Genomic DNA, 17,055 nt, shown 5'->3' with positions numbered 1-17,055 from the left:
TCAGGAGGGAGATTCGGAGAGTTCCAGTTTTGAGGTGTAACGCGACCGTGTCCCGGAGAGAGGGTCGATGAACGAAATGCTGCGGGCCAGCAGCTGCAGCGGGCGGGCGTAGTCATCCGCGGCCAAGTCCAGCAGCGTCGGGTAGAACGGGTCGTTGAGGATTCCGAGTCCCAGGGCCGCCAGGTGCACGCGCAGCTGGTGGGTCTTGCCCGAGTGCGGGCTCAGCCTGAATTTGGCGACCCGGAGCCCGGCAAAGTGCCCGTTCGAGGTCCCGGTGCCCATCAGCTCAATGAGCGACTCTGCGTTCGGTTCCCCCTGCTCGACCAACGAGCGCAACTGCCCCTTGATCTTGCTCATGCGGTTGCGATACACCAGCGGTTCGCGCGCCAGCGTGTCGAGGCGGTTGCGCAGTGCGGCTGCCGTGAGCAGGTCGTTTCCTGGTCCGGCCGTTCCGTCGACCGCGTTGCCGCTGCGTTCCTCCGCGCTGCCGCCGAGCCCGCCGGTGCCCAGGACCTCGCCGGCCGGGCGCCCCGCGATCGGCTCGAGCGCCGAAACCGCCTCGTAGGTCTTGGAGATCTCGCGGCGTTCGAAGAGCGTCTGGTAGGCACCGCGGGTCTCCGGGTTGGTGGAGAAGAGCAGGATTCCTGCCGTTGCCCGATCCAGCCGGTGCATGGGGATCAGCTCCGGGTTGCCCACGCGGTTGCGCAGCCGCACCAGGGCTGACTGCTGGATGAAGCGACCGCCGGGGGTGGTGGGCAGGAAGTGCGGCTTGTCGATGACCAGCAGGTTTTCGTCGTGGTGCAGGATCGTCTCGGTGAAGGGTATGGGTTCCTCGGCCGGCAGGTTTCGGTAATACCAGATGAATTCGTGCGCGCCCAACGGCGTGTGCTCATCCAGGGACTCCCCGTCAATGCCCACGACCTCGCCCTGTTGGAAGCGACGTGCGATGCCCTGGGCGTTGACGTGCCCGAAACGATGCAGCATGTATTCGCACACCGTTGCCCACTGGCCTCCGGAAGGCACGCGCAGACGGGTTGCATTGACACCGTTGCGCACGGGAAGGGGAGAAGTCATGGCCATGCACACCAGTCTTCCACGTGTGCACGGCCTGCCCCGGTGTGGCAGGGAGCTCCGTCAGCGCGTACGGCCGCCGCTGGGCACGTAGGAGCCCTGGCAGGAGGCACAGAAGAACACATCGCGTTCGGCGCTGCGCGTGGATTCGGCCAGCGATTCCTTTTGCAAGGTGCCACCACAGCGAAGGCACGCCTGGCCGGCACGGCCATAGACCCAGTATGGGTTCATCCCGTCGGAGCCCGTGGTCACCCGCCGTGCGCGGTCCTTGTTGGCATGCAGCAGGCGGTGGGCAATGTCGACCATATGGCCCAGGTCCTCCACCTCGCCCGCCGGGGTGCGTGGGTGCACCCGGGTGATAAAGAGCAGCTCGGAACGATACACATTGCCCAGCCCGGAAATCAGGCGCTGGTCGAGCAACGCCAATCCAATGGGTCTCTCCGGGTCAATGAGCAGTCTGCGCAGTGCTTCGTCCGGATCCCAGGAATGCCCCAGCGGGTCCGGGCCCAGGTGGCCAATGACTTCAACCTCGTCGGTGGTCCGCAACACGTGCAGGAACCCGAGCTCGAAGCCCACCGCGGTGAAGGCCTTGTTGCCCAGCACTGCGCGTGCCTTGAACGCCGGGGACCGCCAGCGCTCGCCGGTGGCATAGACGTCCCAGTGACCCTCCATGAGCAGGTGCGAGTGGATGCTCAGCGGAGGGGCGGATACCTTCACGGGCGGGCGGGTGCGGATGAGCAGATGCTTGCCGCGTGAAACGACCGACTCCACCATCCAATCCACCAAGGACAAGGTTGCATGGGCAGGCACGCGAAAATCGCTCACGCTCAAGGCCCTGCCCCCCAGAGCGGCCTCCAATCGACGGGCCGTGCGAAAAACTGTATCCCCTTCGGGCATCGCTAAAACCACCAATCCTGCTAGTAAGGATGCACTTGCCCTCAAGTATCAAGTGACCTAGACCACCCAGCCTAGCCGGTGTCGGTGAATCACGGGTGGAAACCGCGAAATTACCTAGGACCTAAAACGCAGTCCACTAGGGCTCGAATAGAACCCGGCACGACGCAGGGCCGTCCCGACGGGCGTTTCGAGAACAGGTTTCCCGTTGATTTTCTCGATTCCCAGCTTGGCGATGGCTGCACGTCGCAGCACAGCCACCAGCTCGGTCGCGATGGCATCAAGCACCGCGGGATCCGCGGCTACGGAATCCTGGTCCCCGGACAGGGCGCCGAAGCCCAGCACGGTCTTGCCTCCGCGCTCCACGTACAGGGCCAGTCCGCCGTCCAGCAGCACCACCAGCGCGCCTGCCTTGCGCCCGGGGCGGTGCCCGCCGGGGGCCTCCGGCCAGCCCAATGCCGCCCCGTACGGGTTGGCCGGGTCGGTGGCCGCCAGGGCCAGCGCCACCGGAGGCGCCCCGTGTCCGGGTTCGCGGACCAGCGCGCGGAGCCGGTCGATGGTCGCGGAGGTGGAGAACTGGGCGGCGCCAAGCCGCTCCACGAAGTAGCCGCGGCGTGTGTGCCCAGCCTCCTCGAGTCGGCCCAGCACCCGGTAGAGCTGTCCGAATCCGCCGGGCACCGATTCGGCGGCGACCGAGCCGCGGGTCACCACCCCGTAGCGTTCGAGCAAGAACTCGGCGGCTGCGTGGGCGCGGATGGTGGTGTCGTTTTCCGGGGCGGGCAGGGCGGCCCAACGTCCGGAAGCCGAATCGGGGAGTTGGCGGCGGCCGGACACATCGACGGCCCCATCCGTACGGGAAGATCGCAGCATCGCCATGCGCCCCAGCCGGGCGGTTCGCGCCCGCGGGGCCAGTGCCGGCACGCGGTGCGCGGCCTTGCCACCGGAGAGCAGCTGGCGGATCGGCGCCAGGGTGTCGGGAGCGACGGCCGAGGCCCAGAAAAGTTCCCACAGGGCCTCGAGCACTTCCGCGGAGGACGGTTCGCTTCCCGACGCCGTGCCGGAACCGTCCGGGGGTGCGACGGCCAGCAACCGCGCCAGCTGCGGCACGAAGTAGGCGCCGGAGGAACCCAGCACCGAGAACAGCGCGGTGGCCAACGGGCCCAGAGCCGAGGTGTCGGGCAATGGCAGGCTCAGCGGCGCGTTCTCGGCAGTGTGCAGGGCGATCCAGCCGTCGGTTCCGGCCAGCGCCCCGGCGCCGGAAACCAGCACCTCTCCGGCGCTCATGAGTTCGTCAAGCATCGCGGGCCGGTAGTCACGGACGCGGGCGGGCAACACGTGGGATTCCAGCGCGGAGGCCGGAACCGGCACCCCGGCAAGTTGCTCGATGACCGCCAGCACCCCGTCGATCCCGTGCAGCCCGGTCCCGATGCCCTGCCAGCCCGGCAGGAACCTCGCGAAGGTTTCCTGGTCCACGGGTTCGACCTCGGCCCGCAGCGCCGCCAGCGAGCGGGTGCGGATCATCCGCAGCACCCCGGCATCGCAATACTCGGTGGCGCTGCCGCCGGTTGCCGGGGCCCCGAGGAGCATTTCGGCGGGCCGGAAGGCCCCGACCATGACCCGGGAATCCGCCACCAGCCGCTCAAGCACGGAAACCACCACCGCGACGCCCAGGCCCAGTGCGGCGGCGACGTCCCCGGCGGTGAAGGGCCCGTGGGTGCGGGCAAAGCGCGAGACCAGGTCGCCCACCGGGTCGGCCACCGGGTCGATGAAGGCCAGCGGCACGCCGTGCGGCAAGGGAACCCCGAGTCCGTCGCGCAGCCGCGGGGCATCCTCGATGGCGGCGAACAATTCCCTGCCGCCCAGGCGCACCGCAAGGGCGCGGTTGGAGCGGACCAACTGCTCCAGGTATCCGGCGGCGGCTTCCACCGCGTCGGCAACGGAAGCGGCTTCGTCCTCGTGCCGCAGCCGGTCCGCCACGGCCTGGGCGTCCAGCGGGCCGAGCAACCGCAGCAGGTCCGCCGCTCCCTCGAGCCCGGCCAACTTGCGGTTTTCTGCCGTGCGCTGGAGCTCGTCCTGGGTGCGGGCGATGACCTTGGCGTCGAGCAGCTCGCGCAACTCGGTGCGGCCCAGCAACTCGCCCAGCAGCGCCGGGTCAAGGGACAGGGCTGCGGCGCGGCGCTCGGCCAGCGGCGAATCACCCTCGTAGAGGAACTGGGCGACGTAGCCGAAGAGCAGCGACTGGGCGAAGGGGGAGGGTGTGCGGGTCTGCACCTCGCGCACCGCGATGCCGCGCGAACCCACCGCGGCAAGCAGGTTCTTCAGTGCGGGAAGGTCGTAGACGTCATTGAGGCATTCGCGCACCGTTTCCAAGATGATCGGGAAATCCGGGTACTTCCGCGCCACGTCCAGCAGTTGGGCGCTGCGTTGGCGCTGCTGCCACAGCGGGGTGCGCTTGCCGGGGCTGGTACGCGGCAACAGCAAGGCGCGGGAGGCGCATTCGCGGAAGCGGGAGGCGAAAAGCGCCGAGTTGCCCACCTGCGCGGTGACCACGTCCTCGATTTCGTCGGACTCAAAGAAGAAGAGTTCGGCACCCGGCGGTTCATCGTCCATCGCCGGCACCCGCAACACGATCCCGTCGTCGGCTGCCATCGCGGAGCCGTCCAGCCCGTAGCGCTCGTGCAGCCGCGCCCCGACGGCCAGCGCCCAGGGAGAATGCACGGGCAGCCCGAAGGGCGAATGCAGGATGACCCGCCAGTCACCGAGCTCGTCCACGAACCGCTCGACCACCAGCGTCTTGTCGCTGGGGACCACCGTTGTGGCTTCCGCCTGGGCTCCCAAGTAGTTCAAGAGATTCCCGGCGGCAAAGGCATCGAGCCCAATGCTTGCCAGTTTCTCCCGCGAGGCTTCGGCGGGCAGGTTGACCAGCTCGGAAGTGAACTTGCCCAGCGCCTCGCCGAGTTCCACCGGTCGGCCCTGGGTGTCGCCCTTCCAGAACGGCAGCTTTCCCGGCTGTCCGAAGGCCGGGGAGACCAGCACCCGGTCGTGGGTGATGTCCTCGATCCGCCAGCTGGTGGCCCCCAGCGCGAACACGTCGGTGACGCGGGATTCGTAGACCATCTCCTCATCGAGCTCCCCCACCCGGCGTCCGCCCTTGGCGCCGTCCTTGCTGGAGGAATCCTCTGAACCGACAAGATACACACCGAAAAGTCCGCGGTCCGGGATCGTGCCGCCGCTGACGACGGCCAGTCGCTGCGCGCCTGGCCGGCCCATGAGCACCCCGGCGTCGCGGTCCCAGACGATACGCGGTCGCAGTTGCGCGAACTCGTCCGAGGGATACTTGCCCGCCAGCATTTCCAGTGTCGCGGTGAACGCCGCGCGCGGCAGCGAGGCATAGGGTGCCGAACGGCGGACCGTCTCGAACCAGGCCTCCACACCCACGTCCTCCAGCGCGCATGCCGCCAGCGTCTGTTGCGCCAGCACGTCCAGCGGGTTGGCGGGGATGTGCAGCTTTTCGATCTTGCCCTCGCGCATGCGCGAGACGGTCAGTGCGGTGCTCAACAAATCCGACCGGTGCTTCGGGAAGAAGGTGCCCGTGGAAGTCTCGCCGACCTGGTGCCCGGCGCGGCCCACTCGCTGCAAGCCCGAGGCCACCGACGGCGGGGACTCGACCTGGATCACCAGGTCAACCAAGCCCATGTCGATGCCCAGTTCCAGGGAACTGGTGGCCACCACGGCCCGCAGCACCCCGGTCTTTAGATCGTCCTCGATGTTCGCCCGGGTTTCCTTGGACACCGAGCCATGGTGCGCGCGGGCCAACGGTGCCACTGCCCCGCCCTCCGGGACACTGGTGGCGGTCGTTCCGGCCTGGGCCATCATGGCAGCCGGCATCCCGGTGCCCGGCTGGACCCGCGCCGCTGGCGTGCCTGCACCCATCTCGGCTCCGGTGGAACCGATGTCCTCCGGCGCGAAAGTTGCCTCGACGTCCGTCCCCGCCGTCCGGGATTCGTGGATCTCGTTCAGCCGCCCGGTCAGCCGCTCGGCCAGCCTGCGCGAATTGGCAAAGACGATGGTGGAGCGGTTCGCCTCGATCAAATCGACAATCTGCTCCTCGACATGCGGCCAGATGCTCGCCTGCGGGGCCAGCCCGGAACCGGGTCCCAGATCGTGGGCGGACGCGGCGGCGGGCAGGTCGGTCATGTCCTCGACCGGTACCCGCACGCTCAGTTCCCAGGTCTTGGTGATCGGCGGGGCGATGATGCTCACCGGGGCGGTGCCGCCCAGGAAGCGGGCCACCTCGTCGCGCGGTTCGACGGTGGCGGAGAGCCCGATGCGTTGGGCGGGGGCAGGGAGCAGGGCATCGAGGCGCTCCAGGGACAGCGCAAGGTGGGCCCCGCGCTTGGTGCCGGCCACCGCATGGACCTCATCGATGATCACGGTGTGCACGCCGGCAAGGGATTCGCGGGCCCTGGAGGTGAGCATCAGGTAGAGCGACTCGGGGGTGGTGATGAGGATGTCGGGCGGGTTGGTCACCAGCTTGCGGCGTTCGTTGGCCGGGGTGTCGCCCGAACGCACGCCGACCGACACCTGGGGCACCGCAAGCCCAAGGAGCGCGGCGGTGGCCTTGATGCCCACCAGCGGGGCGCGCAGGTTGCGCTCCACGTCCACGCCAAGTGCCTTCAACGGCGAAATGTAGAGCACCTTGGTGCCGCCGGATGTGGTCTCGGCCTTCTTGTCCTTGGATGCCCCCGATTCCAGTCCCGGGAGTGCGGGGGCCGTGATCTCCGTGGCGGTGCGGGCAAAGGAATCCAGGGCCCACAGGAACGCCGAGAGCGTCTTGCCGGAACCGGTGGGGGCAACGACCAAGGCATGCCGGCCGGTGGAAATCGCGTCCCACGCTCCAATCTGGGCGGGCGTCGGCGCGGCGAAGGCTCCCTCGAACCAGGCCCGCGTCGCGGGGGTGAACCGCTCTAGGACGTGCGCCGCTTCAACATTCTTAGCCATCGACCCCAGCCTAAGCGCTCGCAGGGTCAATTAGGGGCCCGATTACCGCAGGGGCCCGGCTAGACGTGGTGGTACTTGCCGCCACCGGAGATTTCCTGGGCTCGGTAGAGCTGCTCGGTGAGGATCAGCCGCACCAGCTGGTGCGGGAAGACCAGTTTGGACAGGCTCCAGACAAAGTCGGCGCGGGAATGGACCGTATCGTCGACCCCGTAGGCGCCGCCGATCACCACGGTGACGTTCCGGGAAGTGTCGAAGGGGCGCTGCAGGGTCTTGGCCAGGGCCGGGGAATCGATGTTCTTGCCCCGCTCATCTAGCAGCACCAGGAAATCCCGGGAATCGACCTTCGCCAGGATCCGCTCGGATTCCTCGGTGCGGGCCGAATCCCCCTCGCGTGCCGAGTGGGGGAGCAGCTGCCACTTGAGGTCGAAGGGCTTTTTCATGCGTTTTTCGTAGCGTTCGATGCCCTCGGTCACCCAGGATTCATGTTTCTTGCCGATGGCCAGCACGCGAATTGTCATGGAACCATCTTCCCGCATGCCGGCCCAACCCTCCGGCACGCGGGGAGGAGGGCCGCCGCTTCGGGCCGGGCCAAGGCACGGACGTTAGGCTGGATTTCATGAATTCACCGCGCCGGACCGGGAAGAACCGCCAACATGCCGGGTCGATCCTGGTTTTTTCCCTCGCCATTTTGCTGGGGCTTTTTGCCGTGGCACGCCGCATCTGGGTTTCGGCGCGCGCCGGCGGGGTGCCCAGCGCCTGGGACATCCCGGTCCTTGAATGGATGGTGTCGAACCGGAATGCGGCCACGACGGACGCGGCCTGGTTCTTCACCATCATGGGGGACACCCCTGCCATGACCATTCTGGCGTTGTGCATCGCAGTCCTGTTCTCATGGCGCACCCGTGGCGTGTGGCCGGGAGTGCTCATCGCCGTGACGGCCGCGGGCTCCGTGGCGTTGACGATCGTGCTGAAGGCCACCCTGGGCCGGGCGCGACCTTCACTGGACAGCGTTCTTACCCCGCTCCCCGCGTCCTTTGCCTTCCCCAGCGGCCACGCACTCAATTCCATGGCGATCCTGGGGGTTGTCGGATACCTGTCGATCCTCATTCTGCGCGCCCTCTGGGCGCGATTCCTGGTCCTGTGCACCTTGGCGTGCTTTGTGTTGGGTGTGGGATGGAGCCGGATCTACCTGGGGCACCACTGGCTGACCGATGTCCTGGGCGGATTGCTCATTGGCGGCGCCTGGGCAGCTGTCGTCATCCTCCTGCATCACTTCGTGCTGCTCAGGAACCGCCGCACGGTCAGGTGGCTGCAACTCTAGGTTCCAGTGACTTGCCCCTGCGGCACCCGATGGTTTTTGGGGCACGGTCTTCCCTCGAACCAACGCCGCCAACGGGCGTAGGCTGACATGCATGAGGGTGAGTGTTCTCGGCGGCAGCGGAAACATGGGCAAGCGGGTCGTCGGCCTGTTGCAGGAGGCCGGCCACGAGGTGGTGGTTGCGAGCCGTTCATCGGGCGTTGACGCCTACACGGGATTTGGCTTGGCGGTGGCGCTGCGCGGTGCCGATACCGTGGTGGACTGCCTGAACATGACATCGGTCAACGCGCGAGCCTGCATCGATTTCCATGAAACGACGGCCAAGAACATCATTCGCACCGCGGAGCAAGAAGGCGTCAAGCACCTGGTGTGCATCTCGATCATCAATGCCCGCAATCCGGAGGTCAACCGGCGCATGGGCTACTACCGGGGCAAGGCCGCGCAGGAGGCCCGCTACCAAAACGCCAAGATCCCCACCACGATTGTTCGTTCCACCCAGTGGTTCGAGCTCGCTGAAACCTTGCTGGACCAGATGAAATTCGGGCCTGTGGCGGTGGTGCCGCATATGCATTGCCAACCGGTCGCGGCCGATGCGGTGGCGCAATTGGTTGTTTCCATGGCCGAGGCGGGGACCCAAGCACCCGCCGGTGTCGAACTCGCCGGTCCGGAGCCGCGCAACATGGCCCACCTGGCGCGCCTTGTTGCCAGGCGCAACGCCGCCGCGAACGACCTTGGGCCGCATCCCCGCGTGATTGGCGTCCCGGTGCCGGGAATGAAGGCGTTGAACGGCGGGCTGCTCCCCGCCGACACCGTCCGTACTGATCACACGACCTTTGAGCAGTGGCTGGCCAACGGCCGCAGAGCCTAGGTTGCCCTCCCAATCACGCCGCTCCTATGCGAGCCGGAGTGGCCGACCGCCGAGCTGGACGCTGACTTCCTGTCCCCACGAGGCGGTGAGGCGGTCCTGCTCCATGCCGTCGCCAAACACCACCAATTGGTCCGACGCCACGGTGAGGCGCAGCGGTTCGTTCGCTTCAAGCACGCCTTCCGTCAGGGACGTCCCCGTGATGGGGGAGGGCCACGCTTCGCGGACGAACCACGCCAGCCGGGGGTCCGTCGGGTCCGGCAGCGTCCGACCTCCGCGTTCGAGGGCTATGGAGGCGCACCAACCTGTGGCGCCCGTTCCGGTGGAGACGATGAGCCCGGACGAGGACTGCCGCTCGGCCCGTCCGTCCGGCGTCGTGAGCTGGTAACGGGCAGACTGGTGGGAAGCGTGCCCGATGAAAATCTCGTTGAGCCCCGACAATTCCTGTCCGTCGTCGAGCCGCGCCGTCACCATGGCAAGTTCCCGGCAGCGCAACGCTATCCGGTCCCCGCTCGGGGCGGCGTTCTGCAGCAGCCGAGCGACATCCGCGGGGGCGTGCCGGACCAGTACGCCCGGATTGACTCCCGGTTCCGGGTCGATCCCGATGACGGGCTGTCCGGTGAGGTACTTGGCCACATTGGCCACGAGCCCGTCCTGGCCCACGACGGCGATGATGTCCTCGGGCGCAAGCATGAACCTGCTCAAGTCCGCCCGTTCCACCTCGGCGCGGCGCCAGTCGGCCGGAACCCCGGCGCGGACCGTTGCCAGGGCCGCCGCAAGCAGCTCGTGGCGCTCCTGGACGGCGGCAATGGTGCGCCCCCGGGTGCGGAGAAAGAACTCTGCCTGGCCGAGGGTGGCGTGCCGGTCCAGGAGCTCTTCCAGCTCGGTTCGACGGTGGACGATGACGAGGCGGGGGGTTCCCACGGCCAGGCCTACTTTCCGCCAAGGGCTGCTGCGCCCGGTTCCCGGAACAGCCCTGCAAGGGCCCCGCTGAGGAGGTCCGGGGTGACGGTCAGGTTGCCGATGTTCGGCAGCGATCCGGCGGCTTCGCGGAATGCCAAGGCCAGCAGGGTGGCCTGGTCCATGCCCCGGTAGACCTCCATGGCGGCGGCCTCCCGTGCTGCTGCCGCTTCGCCAACCAGCCGGACCTGGTTGGCCTCGGCGACGGCGCCGATTCCCTGGCGTTCGGCTTCGGCATTGGCTTGGATGAGGCCGGCCGCGGCTTGTTCCTCGGCCTCGCGCCGGGCGTTGGCGCCCTCCTGTGCCACGAGGTGTTCGCGACGGGCGGCCAGTTCGATCTGGCTGGCCATCTCGTTCTCCGAGATGGTCCGTTCGCGTTCGACGGCCACTGCCCGTCGCTCGTACACGGCCCGGTCGGCCTCGGCCTGTAGTTGTTCGCGGACCGGCGTTTGGAGGGCCCGTTCGACGTCGGACTCCGGTCGGACCGCGAGGACCTGTACGCCGAGGATCTCGATGCCGGTGGACACCAGCCGGGTATCGGCGCTCAGGGCCTCGGTGAGGAGGTTGCGAAGCTGGCTGACGCCGTGTTCCAGCGACTGGGCGAGCGTGGTGGTGGCGATGTGGTCGATCGCGTGGCTCTGGCAAAGCTGGCCGATGATGGTGGCCACCTGCTCCTTGCCGCCGGCCGTTGCCCGGCCCGCCTGCTGAAGGCCGAAGTCGAGCCGACTGGCCACGGACACGGGGTCCACAAAACGGTAGGTGACGTTGGCCTGGACGCTGACGTCCTGGTGGTCGCGGGTGATGGCGTGGAAGAGCGTGGGCAGTTCCTGGTCGTCGACGGGGACCTCGCTGAGCACGGATGACGCCGGCCGAAACCAAAACGCCTGGCCCACACCCTGGTGCCTGATAGCGCCCTTTTGCAGGTGGACGACGTAACCGGTGGGGCTGCCCAGGAAGTGGCTGATCCAGGGGTGGCGCTTGATGGTGGCCATGGTGGGGGTGCTCCTTAAACTTCACTATTTGTCGTCACTTTGACGATAAGACGAGCATAGAGTGCCTTCTGAATTATTGTCAACATGACGATAAGTATTTATGATGAGTGCATGCTTGAATCCCATCCGGAGCCCACGCGCTTCCCGGTGACGGTGGACGTCGTCGCACTCACCGTCCGCGCCGATGCCCTGAACGTCCTGCTGATCACCCGCCTCATCGAGCCGTTCCGCGGCAGGCTCGCGCTACCGGGTGGGTTCGTGCTGGCCGGGGAAGACCTGGTGGAAGCTGCTGGCCGCGAACTGGCGGAGGAAACCGGGGTCGAGCAGGTCCCCGGGCACCTGGAGCAGCTGCAGAGCTACGGGCCGAAGGGGCGTGACCCGCGCGGGGATGTGCTCACCGTGGCCCACCTGATGCTGGCGCCCAACTTTCCCGTATTGTCCGCCGGAAGCGACGCCGAGCACGCCGCTTGGTACCCGGTCAGCCACGTTCTGGACGGGGAAACCGAACTTGCCTTCGACCACGGGCGCATCCTGGCCGATGCCGTGGAGCGTGCGAGGTCAAAGCTCGAGTACTCGCCGCTGGGGGCGGCTTTTTGCGGAGAAGAATTCACCATAGCGCAGCTCCGTGCCGTGTATGAAGCGGTGTGGGGCACCCGCCTGGATCCCCGGAACTTCCACCGCAAGGCCACGGGAAATCCCGGTTTCCTTGAAGACACTGGTCGGATGACCGCCGGCGACGCCGGTCGCCCTGCGGCGCTTTTCCGGCTCGCGCCGGCGGCCCGTTCTGCGGCGGGAGAACCAGTCCGGGCGGTGCTCAACCCGCCGCTCATGCGGCCTCGCCCTTAATGGACGGCGTCGCCGACAAGAACTGTGAGCGTTGCCCCCCCGGCGTCGCCAAGCAAGGAATCTCGCGAGAATTTTGTTGCCGTTGCGTTGCTGTGAGGTCAATTCCGGGCAAAGCAAAAGGCCCCGAATCCCTTGTTTAGCGGGGATTCGGGGCCTTTTTCTGGCGGTGACGGTGGGATTTGAACCCACGGTACGGGGTTACCGTACACAACATTTCGAGTGTTGCACCTTCGGCCGCTCGGACACGTCACCAGACCAGAACACTCTACCGGGTAAATGGCCCACAACAAAAACGAGCCATCATTCGGGGCAGAATGTAGCCATGACGACGAAGAGCGAAACGCCGCAAATTCCCCAGGAGAAGCTGACCCCGCAGGTGCTGCGGACCTGGTCGTGGCACCGTCAGGGACTGGACGGTTCGCTGGCGGGATGTGATTCCGCGACCGTCCTGGACCGCGTGGGCTGGGCTCGGTCGATCGGAGGCGCCAACACCTACCTGACGCTCTTTGCGCGTGCAGGCATCCGCCGCCCCGAGGCCGACGCGGTGCTCGCCGCGCAGCACATCCATGAACTGCCCACCGCGCGGGGCTGCACCTACGTCCTGCCCGCCAAGGACTATGCCTGGGGGCTGCAAATGGGGCACGCCTCGGCGGAGGCCGCGGTCAAGGTGCTGGTGCGCCTGGGCATGGAGCGGGAAGAAGTCGAGCAGCTGGCCGAGGACGTGCTGCAGGTCCTGCTCCGGGCTCGGGACACCGCCGAGGAGGCCCTGGACCCCCGCGGGCTGAAGGAGATCCTGGGCGAGAAGGTCCGAAGCATGGGCGAGGAAGGCAAGAAGAAAGGCGCCAGCACCACTCTGCCCGCAGCTCTCGGGCTCCTGCAGGCCGACGGACGGATCCGCCGCGTGCCGGTGAACGGGCGGCTGGACCAGCAGCGCTACTCCTATGTGGCCTGGGAACTTCCTGCCAGCGGCGAATCCGACGAAGCGGTCAGGGCGCGGATGCTCGAGCGGTTCTTGGGTTGGACGGGTGGGGCCACGCTGGGACAGATCCGCTGGTTCACAGCTTTCACCGTGGCCCAGGCCAAGAAGGCGCTTGCGGCCACCGGGGCCGTGGAGGTCTCCACCGCGGCCGGCGAGATGCTGTGGATGCTGCCGGAAGACGTGGACGAACTCGCAGGGTTCGAGCCACCGCAGAGCGAAGACATCCAGCTACTGTCGGGCTCCGATTCGCTCGTGTTGCTGCGCCGGAACGCGGCAGACCTGTTCGATGAAACGGGGTCCCAGGCAGTGCAGGGGATGAGCGGGTCGGCGTTGGCCGCCGATCTCTCGGACCACCCGATCATGGACCGCGGCCGGATCATCGGCTTGTGGCAGTACGACCCGGACGGCGCCCGGATTGCCTGGTGGACGTTCGCGCCCGCGAGCGCCGGCGTGCTGTCGCGCATAGCGCAGGTCGAGAAATGGATCACCGAGGACCTGGGGGACTTCAGGTCGTTCAGCCTGGATTCGCCCAAGTCGCGGGCGAAGAATATTGCCAGACTCGATCAACTGCGATGAGCATGATCATCAGAGTATTGAATCCCCGATTCGCGACAGGAGCTTGAATATGTTGATTGCCGGGAAAATTCCGTTGAGGTCGGTCATGAACCGTTTGGCAGAAGATCGGGCGGTCCTGCATTCGGAAGGCGACTTACAGCATGCCTTTGGGTGAGCTATCTGGGAGATTGATCCACAGGTCCAGGTGCGCGCCGAAATACGACAACAGGGCATCGCACCCGTCAGGCAGGTTCTTGACATGTCGTGTTCAACGTCCTCTGGCAGAACCGCGATTGAGTTCAAATTCCATCCCGGGTCCGGCCGAGGGAAAGATCGTTGGGGCGACGAGTTCGTCCATCGCCAGCAAGGTGCTGATGATGTGTTGCGTCATGGATTCGTCAAAGACATTTCCCGGCTCGAGAGCTTTTGCAAGGACCCACGGTGGAGCAACGGTCTGGCGTTGCTGGTTTCGAACGTTCCCGCGCTGTGGAACGAACCGACGAGGGCCAGCCATGAACGCCAAGACCGAGATTTCCGGTTGCATGAAGGGACAACGCTCCAGAAAACTCTCTCGTGGGCGGGCCAGCAGGAGCACAGCAACGCGCTTACCCTGCAAGGAAGCTACGAGCTACGGTGGCGGGATTATGCCCCACCGGTCGAAGGAATAGGGCAGTTCAGGTATCTTGCTGTGGAAGTTGCCGGAGTCAGGGACCAGAAATCCTGAAATGAGCGTGGGGCTAGCGCTTCGCCCGGAAAAAGTCTGTAAGCAGCGCCGCACATTCTGCCTCCCGCACCCCGGGGTAGACCTCGACCCAGTGGTTCAGCCGCGGCTCGCGCAGGATGTCGAACACCGATCCGACGGCGCCTGCCTTCTCGTCCCAGGCACCGAAGACGACCCGGGGGATGCGCGCGAGCACTATGGCCCCGGCACACATCGCGCACGGCTCGAGGGTGACCACCAGAGTGCAGTCCTCCAACCGCCAACCATCCCCGGCCCCGGCGTCGCGCAACGCCTGGGCCGCGGCACGGATGGCCACGAGCTCTGCGTGGGCCGTGGGGTCCCCGTGCGCCTCGCGCTCGTTGCGACCAGTGGCCAGCACCTTTGCGTCGGGGCCAATGACCACCGCGCCGATGGGAACGTCGCCGGTGGCCAGGGCGGCACGGGCCTCGTCCAAGGCCAGACCCATGAGGTCGCGGTAACTGGGCTGTTCAGGATTCACCCGGCCAAGTCTAGTTCCGGTGCAGGCACCCCCGCTGCCTGCTTGCGCCGGAAGTCGGCCGACCAGCTGCCGGAACTCGTGGCTAGCCGGCGTTAGGCAGGACGATGTTGTGGTTGAGGCGAAGCCTGTTGTGCGGGTCGTAGCGGCGTTTGAGCGCGGTGAGCCTTGCGAGCTTTTCGGCCCCGTAGAGGCCGAGGGCATCGAAGCCGCCTGGCACGTGCTCATCGCTGCTGGAAAAATTCACGTACTCCCCGCCGTGCGTGAAGGGTTGCATCTCACGGTGGAAGCCGCGGATGAAAGCCACATGGTGGTTGTCGCGTTCCTTCCCGTTCCAAAACCCATAGATGTTGAGCCAGAAGGGGGATCGCCGGTCCCCGAATGCCGTTGCTTCCGGGCGAACCCGTCCCATGGCGCCACCCATGACGTGGATGTCGAAGCCCATGCCCGGCCAGTCAAGTTGCTGCGCTCGGGCAGTGAACACATTGATGGCCTCGTCCGAGAGGTCGTCCAGTGCCGTGTTCTTCCAGTACGCGCGCACGCCCTTGGGGAACATCTCGTCCACTACGGACTGCCAGTCGGGCCACGAAACGGGGGAGATGTCCTGTTCCTCGGTGGGCGCAGCCGCGAGGAATTCCTCGATGCAGGCCGCTCCGGCCGCATGATCCGGATCGGCCCAGAGGAATCCGACGATGAGCACGCTACTGTTGCCCAACTCCCACTCGGGCGGCGGCACCATGACCGTGACAATGACCGTCATCTGGTCCGGGAGACCGGCGGACCAGTCGCGCACGGCGCGAAGGGCATGCTTCCACTGTTTTGGACGGTAGATCAGGTTCCCGGCATAGAGGGTTTCCGGCAGCGGGTGGGCCTTGAACGTGAACTCGGTGACGACCCCGAAGTTTCCGCCGCCTCCGGTGAGCCCCCAGAGCAGGTCGGGATTGGTGGTGGCATCGGTGTGGACCAACTCGCCCTCCGGGGTGACGAGGTCCGCCGCCAAGAGGTTGTCGACGGTCAGTCCTAGGGGCCGGGTGAGCCAGCCGAAGCCACCGCCCAGACACAGTCCGGCCACGCCGGTCTTAGAGACGACCCCCACGGGGACCGCCAGCCCATGGGTGCTGGTAGCGCGGTCGAGTTCACCCAGCAGTGCCCCTCCGCCGGCTCTCACCCGTTGCTGCGCTGGATCCACCTCCACGGTGTTCAGGGCCCGCATATCGAGCACCAACCCGTGCTCGACGGTGCCGAACCCCGCCACGTTGTGCCCGCCGGAACGAATCGCCAACGGCAACCCGTGCTCACGGGCGAAGGCCAGCGCGAGGGACACGTCCGCGACGTCGGCGGCGCGGACCACCAGCATGGGGTGCCTGTCGATCATGGCGTTCCAGACGGTGCGGGCCTCGCCGTATTCGGGGTCGGCGGCAGTGAAGAGCAGTCCGTGCAGTGACGCCGACAGCGACCGCAGTGCGGATGCCGGAAGCGGGTGGGTGATGTCCATGGTGCCAGCTTCGTGTTGTGTCCGGGTCGAGACCGGCCCGGTCTGTGGCCCATTCTCCTCGCGGCCCAATGGCCGGTCAATGGCGGGAATCACCCGAAGCCGGAATGTGAAAACCGGTAAACGGGCGCATTCGGCTGGTAGATTTTGGTGCATGCGCGTACAGGTAATCGACCACCCATTGGTGGCCCACAAGGTATCGGTCCTTCGAGACAAGAACACCCCGTCGCCGGTCTTCCGGCAGCTGACCGACGAGCTGGTGACCCTGCTGGCCTATGAGGCAACGCGCGAAGTCAAGACCGTCAAGGTCCAGGTTCAGACCCCGGTGGCGATGACCACCGGCATCGCCTTCGCCAAGCCGACCCCGTTGGTGGTGCCGATCCTGCGCGCCGGCCTGGGCATGCTCGAGGGCATGACCCGCTTGGTTCCCACCGCCGAGGTCGGATTCCTGGGCATGGCCCGCAACGAGGAAACCCTCGACATCATCACCTACGCCGAGCGTCTTCCCTCCGATTTGACCGGACGCCAGGTGTTCGTGCTCGACCCGATGCTGGCCACCGGCGGCACGCTGATCGAATCGATCAAGTTCCTCTTTGACCGCGGAGCCGCGGATGTCACCTGCATCTGCCTGATCGCCGCCCCCGAGGGCCTGGCTCGTCTCGAGGAGGCCTACGGCGACAACGAGAAGGTCCACCTGGTGCTGGGCGCCCTGGACGAGAAGCTCGATGAGAACGCCTACATCGTTCCCGGCCTGGGCGATGCGGGCGACCGCCTCTACGGCGTGGCACACTAGCCGCATCCGGAACAGCGGCGTCCGGCCGGCAGGGGAAACAAATTCCCTTGCCGGCCGGACGCCTTTTTCGTG

The 17,055-nt window shown here is 66.7% G+C and carries 14 protein-coding genes and 1 tRNA gene; 5 read left to right on the top strand and 10 right to left on the bottom strand.

All coding sequences use genetic code 11. The features are described 5' to 3' along the window. The 4 genes from ACIPUB_RS07185 to ACIPUB_RS07170 form a co-directional block, all read right to left on the bottom strand. Positions 1 to 1,074, bottom strand: coding sequence for a pseudouridine synthase (locus ACIPUB_RS07185; protein ID WP_407606755.1), 1,074 nt, complete (start codon positions 1,072 to 1,074; stop codon positions 1 to 3). Between the two features lie 60 nt (positions 1,075 to 1,134). Beyond that, on the bottom strand, positions 1,135 to 1,968 hold the full coding sequence (locus ACIPUB_RS07180) for a DNA-formamidopyrimidine glycosylase family protein (protein ID WP_264271155.1): 834 nt from the start codon (positions 1,966 to 1,968) through the stop codon (positions 1,135 to 1,137). 114 nt (positions 1,969 to 2,082) lie between these two features. Continuing rightward, positions 2,083 to 6,966, bottom strand: coding sequence for an ATP-dependent helicase (locus tag ACIPUB_RS07175; RefSeq protein ID WP_407606754.1), 4,884 nt, complete (start codon positions 6,964 to 6,966; stop codon positions 2,083 to 2,085). A 59-nt stretch (positions 6,967 to 7,025) separates the two neighbouring features. Further along, positions 7,026 to 7,484 (bottom strand): 23S rRNA (pseudouridine(1915)-N(3))-methyltransferase RlmH, encoded by a 459-nt coding sequence (locus ACIPUB_RS07170; protein ID WP_407606753.1) that lies wholly within the window; start codon positions 7,482 to 7,484, stop codon positions 7,026 to 7,028. A gap of 98 nt (positions 7,485 to 7,582) precedes the next feature. Between ACIPUB_RS07170 and ACIPUB_RS07165 the strand changes: the two genes are divergently transcribed. Beyond that, positions 7,583 to 8,287, top strand: a complete 705-nt coding sequence (locus tag ACIPUB_RS07165) for a phosphatase PAP2 family protein (protein ID WP_407606752.1) — start codon at positions 7,583 to 7,585, stop codon at positions 8,285 to 8,287. A gap of 91 nt (positions 8,288 to 8,378) precedes the next feature. Next, positions 8,379 to 9,152 (top strand): SDR family oxidoreductase, encoded by a 774-nt coding sequence (locus ACIPUB_RS07160; protein WP_407606751.1) that lies wholly within the window; start codon positions 8,379 to 8,381, stop codon positions 9,150 to 9,152. 24 nt (positions 9,153 to 9,176) lie between these two features. Here the strand turns inward: ACIPUB_RS07160 and ACIPUB_RS07155 are convergent, their stop codons facing one another. After that, positions 9,177 to 10,073: a hypothetical protein gene (locus tag ACIPUB_RS07155; protein ID WP_407606750.1), complete on the bottom strand. Its 897-nt coding sequence runs from the start codon at positions 10,071 to 10,073 to the stop codon at positions 9,177 to 9,179. An 8-nt stretch (positions 10,074 to 10,081) separates the two neighbouring features. Further along, positions 10,082 to 11,101, bottom strand: a complete 1,020-nt coding sequence (locus tag ACIPUB_RS07150) for an SPFH domain-containing protein (protein ID WP_407606749.1) — start codon at positions 11,099 to 11,101, stop codon at positions 10,082 to 10,084. Between the two features lie 111 nt (positions 11,102 to 11,212). On the opposite strand from ACIPUB_RS07150, the gene ACIPUB_RS07145 reads away from it, so the two are divergent. After that, positions 11,213 to 11,947, top strand: coding sequence for an NUDIX hydrolase (locus ACIPUB_RS07145; protein ID WP_407606748.1), 735 nt, complete (start codon positions 11,213 to 11,215; stop codon positions 11,945 to 11,947). 161 nt (positions 11,948 to 12,108) lie between these two features. Here ACIPUB_RS07145 and ACIPUB_RS07140 read toward each other — a convergent pair. Beyond that, positions 12,109 to 12,199 (bottom strand) — tRNA-Ser (locus ACIPUB_RS07140). Between the two features lie 70 nt (positions 12,200 to 12,269). Here ACIPUB_RS07140 and ACIPUB_RS07135 point away from each other — a divergent pair. Next, a complete protein-coding gene (locus ACIPUB_RS07135) occupies positions 12,270 to 13,502 on the top strand; it encodes a DNA glycosylase AlkZ-like family protein (protein WP_407606747.1) in 1,233 nt (410 codons plus the stop codon). A gap of 247 nt (positions 13,503 to 13,749) precedes the next feature. On the opposite strand, the gene ACIPUB_RS07130 is transcribed toward ACIPUB_RS07135, so the two are convergent. The 3 genes from ACIPUB_RS07130 to ACIPUB_RS07120 all read right to left on the bottom strand — a co-directional run bounded on the left by ACIPUB_RS07130 (position 13,750) and on the right by ACIPUB_RS07120 (position 16,193). Then, the gene (locus ACIPUB_RS07130; protein WP_407606746.1) at positions 13,750 to 14,025 is read right to left on the bottom strand and encodes a hypothetical protein; all 276 of its coding nucleotides are present in this window, start codon (positions 14,023 to 14,025) and stop codon (positions 13,750 to 13,752) included. A 193-nt stretch (positions 14,026 to 14,218) separates the two neighbouring features. Further along, positions 14,219 to 14,668: a tRNA adenosine(34) deaminase TadA gene (gene tadA, locus ACIPUB_RS07125; protein ID WP_407606786.1), complete on the bottom strand. Its 450-nt coding sequence runs from the start codon at positions 14,666 to 14,668 to the stop codon at positions 14,219 to 14,221. Positions 14,669 to 14,783: 115 nt separating this feature from the next. Next, a complete protein-coding gene (locus ACIPUB_RS07120) occupies positions 14,784 to 16,193 on the bottom strand; it encodes an FAD-binding oxidoreductase (RefSeq protein WP_407606745.1) in 1,410 nt (469 codons plus the stop codon). A 151-nt stretch (positions 16,194 to 16,344) separates the two neighbouring features. On the opposite strand from ACIPUB_RS07120, the gene upp reads away from it, so the two are divergent. After that, positions 16,345 to 16,983 carry a uracil phosphoribosyltransferase gene (upp, locus tag ACIPUB_RS07115; protein WP_407606744.1) on the top strand — a complete coding sequence of 213 codons (639 nt, stop codon included), beginning with the start codon at positions 16,345 to 16,347 and terminating at the stop codon, positions 16,981 to 16,983. The last annotated feature ends 72 nt before the right edge of the window (positions 16,984 to 17,055 follow it).

Source organism: Paeniglutamicibacter sp. ORCA_105, assembly GCF_045798545.1.
GTDB lineage: Bacteria > Actinomycetota > Actinomycetes > Actinomycetales > Micrococcaceae > Paeniglutamicibacter > Paeniglutamicibacter sulfureus.
The sequence above is the reverse complement of the archived record's forward strand: the minus strand, read 5'-3'. Positions and strand labels throughout refer to the sequence as shown.

Coding starts and splice junctions, on each gene's coding strand:
- ACIPUB_RS07170 (WP_407606753.1), bottom strand. CDS start 7,484: ATGACAATTCGCGTGCTGGCCATCGGCAAGAAACATGAATCCTGGGTG.
- ACIPUB_RS07185 (WP_407606755.1), bottom strand. CDS start 1,074: ATGACTTCTCCCCTTCCCGTGCGCAACGGTGTCAATGCAACCCGTCTG.
- tadA (WP_407606786.1), bottom strand. CDS start 14,668: ATGGGTCTGGCCTTGGACGAGGCCCGTGCCGCCCTGGCCACCGGCGAC.
- ACIPUB_RS07180 (WP_264271155.1), bottom strand. CDS start 1,968: ATGCCCGAAGGGGATACAGTTTTTCGCACGGCCCGTCGATTGGAGGCC.
- ACIPUB_RS07145 (WP_407606748.1), top strand. CDS start 11,213: ATGCTTGAATCCCATCCGGAGCCCACGCGCTTCCCGGTGACGGTGGAC.
- ACIPUB_RS07150 (WP_407606749.1), bottom strand. CDS start 11,101: ATGGCCACCATCAAGCGCCACCCCTGGATCAGCCACTTCCTGGGCAGC.
- ACIPUB_RS07135 (WP_407606747.1), top strand. CDS start 12,270: ATGACGACGAAGAGCGAAACGCCGCAAATTCCCCAGGAGAAGCTGACC.
- ACIPUB_RS07120 (WP_407606745.1), bottom strand. CDS start 16,193: ATGGACATCACCCACCCGCTTCCGGCATCCGCACTGCGGTCGCTGTCG.
- ACIPUB_RS07175 (WP_407606754.1), bottom strand. CDS start 6,966: ATGGCTAAGAATGTTGAAGCGGCGCACGTCCTAGAGCGGTTCACCCCC.
- ACIPUB_RS07165 (WP_407606752.1), top strand. CDS start 7,583: ATGAATTCACCGCGCCGGACCGGGAAGAACCGCCAACATGCCGGGTCG.
- ACIPUB_RS07160 (WP_407606751.1), top strand. CDS start 8,379: ATGAGGGTGAGTGTTCTCGGCGGCAGCGGAAACATGGGCAAGCGGGTC.
- upp (WP_407606744.1), top strand. CDS start 16,345: ATGCGCGTACAGGTAATCGACCACCCATTGGTGGCCCACAAGGTATCG.
- ACIPUB_RS07130 (WP_407606746.1), bottom strand. CDS start 14,025: ATGCAACCGGAAATCTCGGTCTTGGCGTTCATGGCTGGCCCTCGTCGG.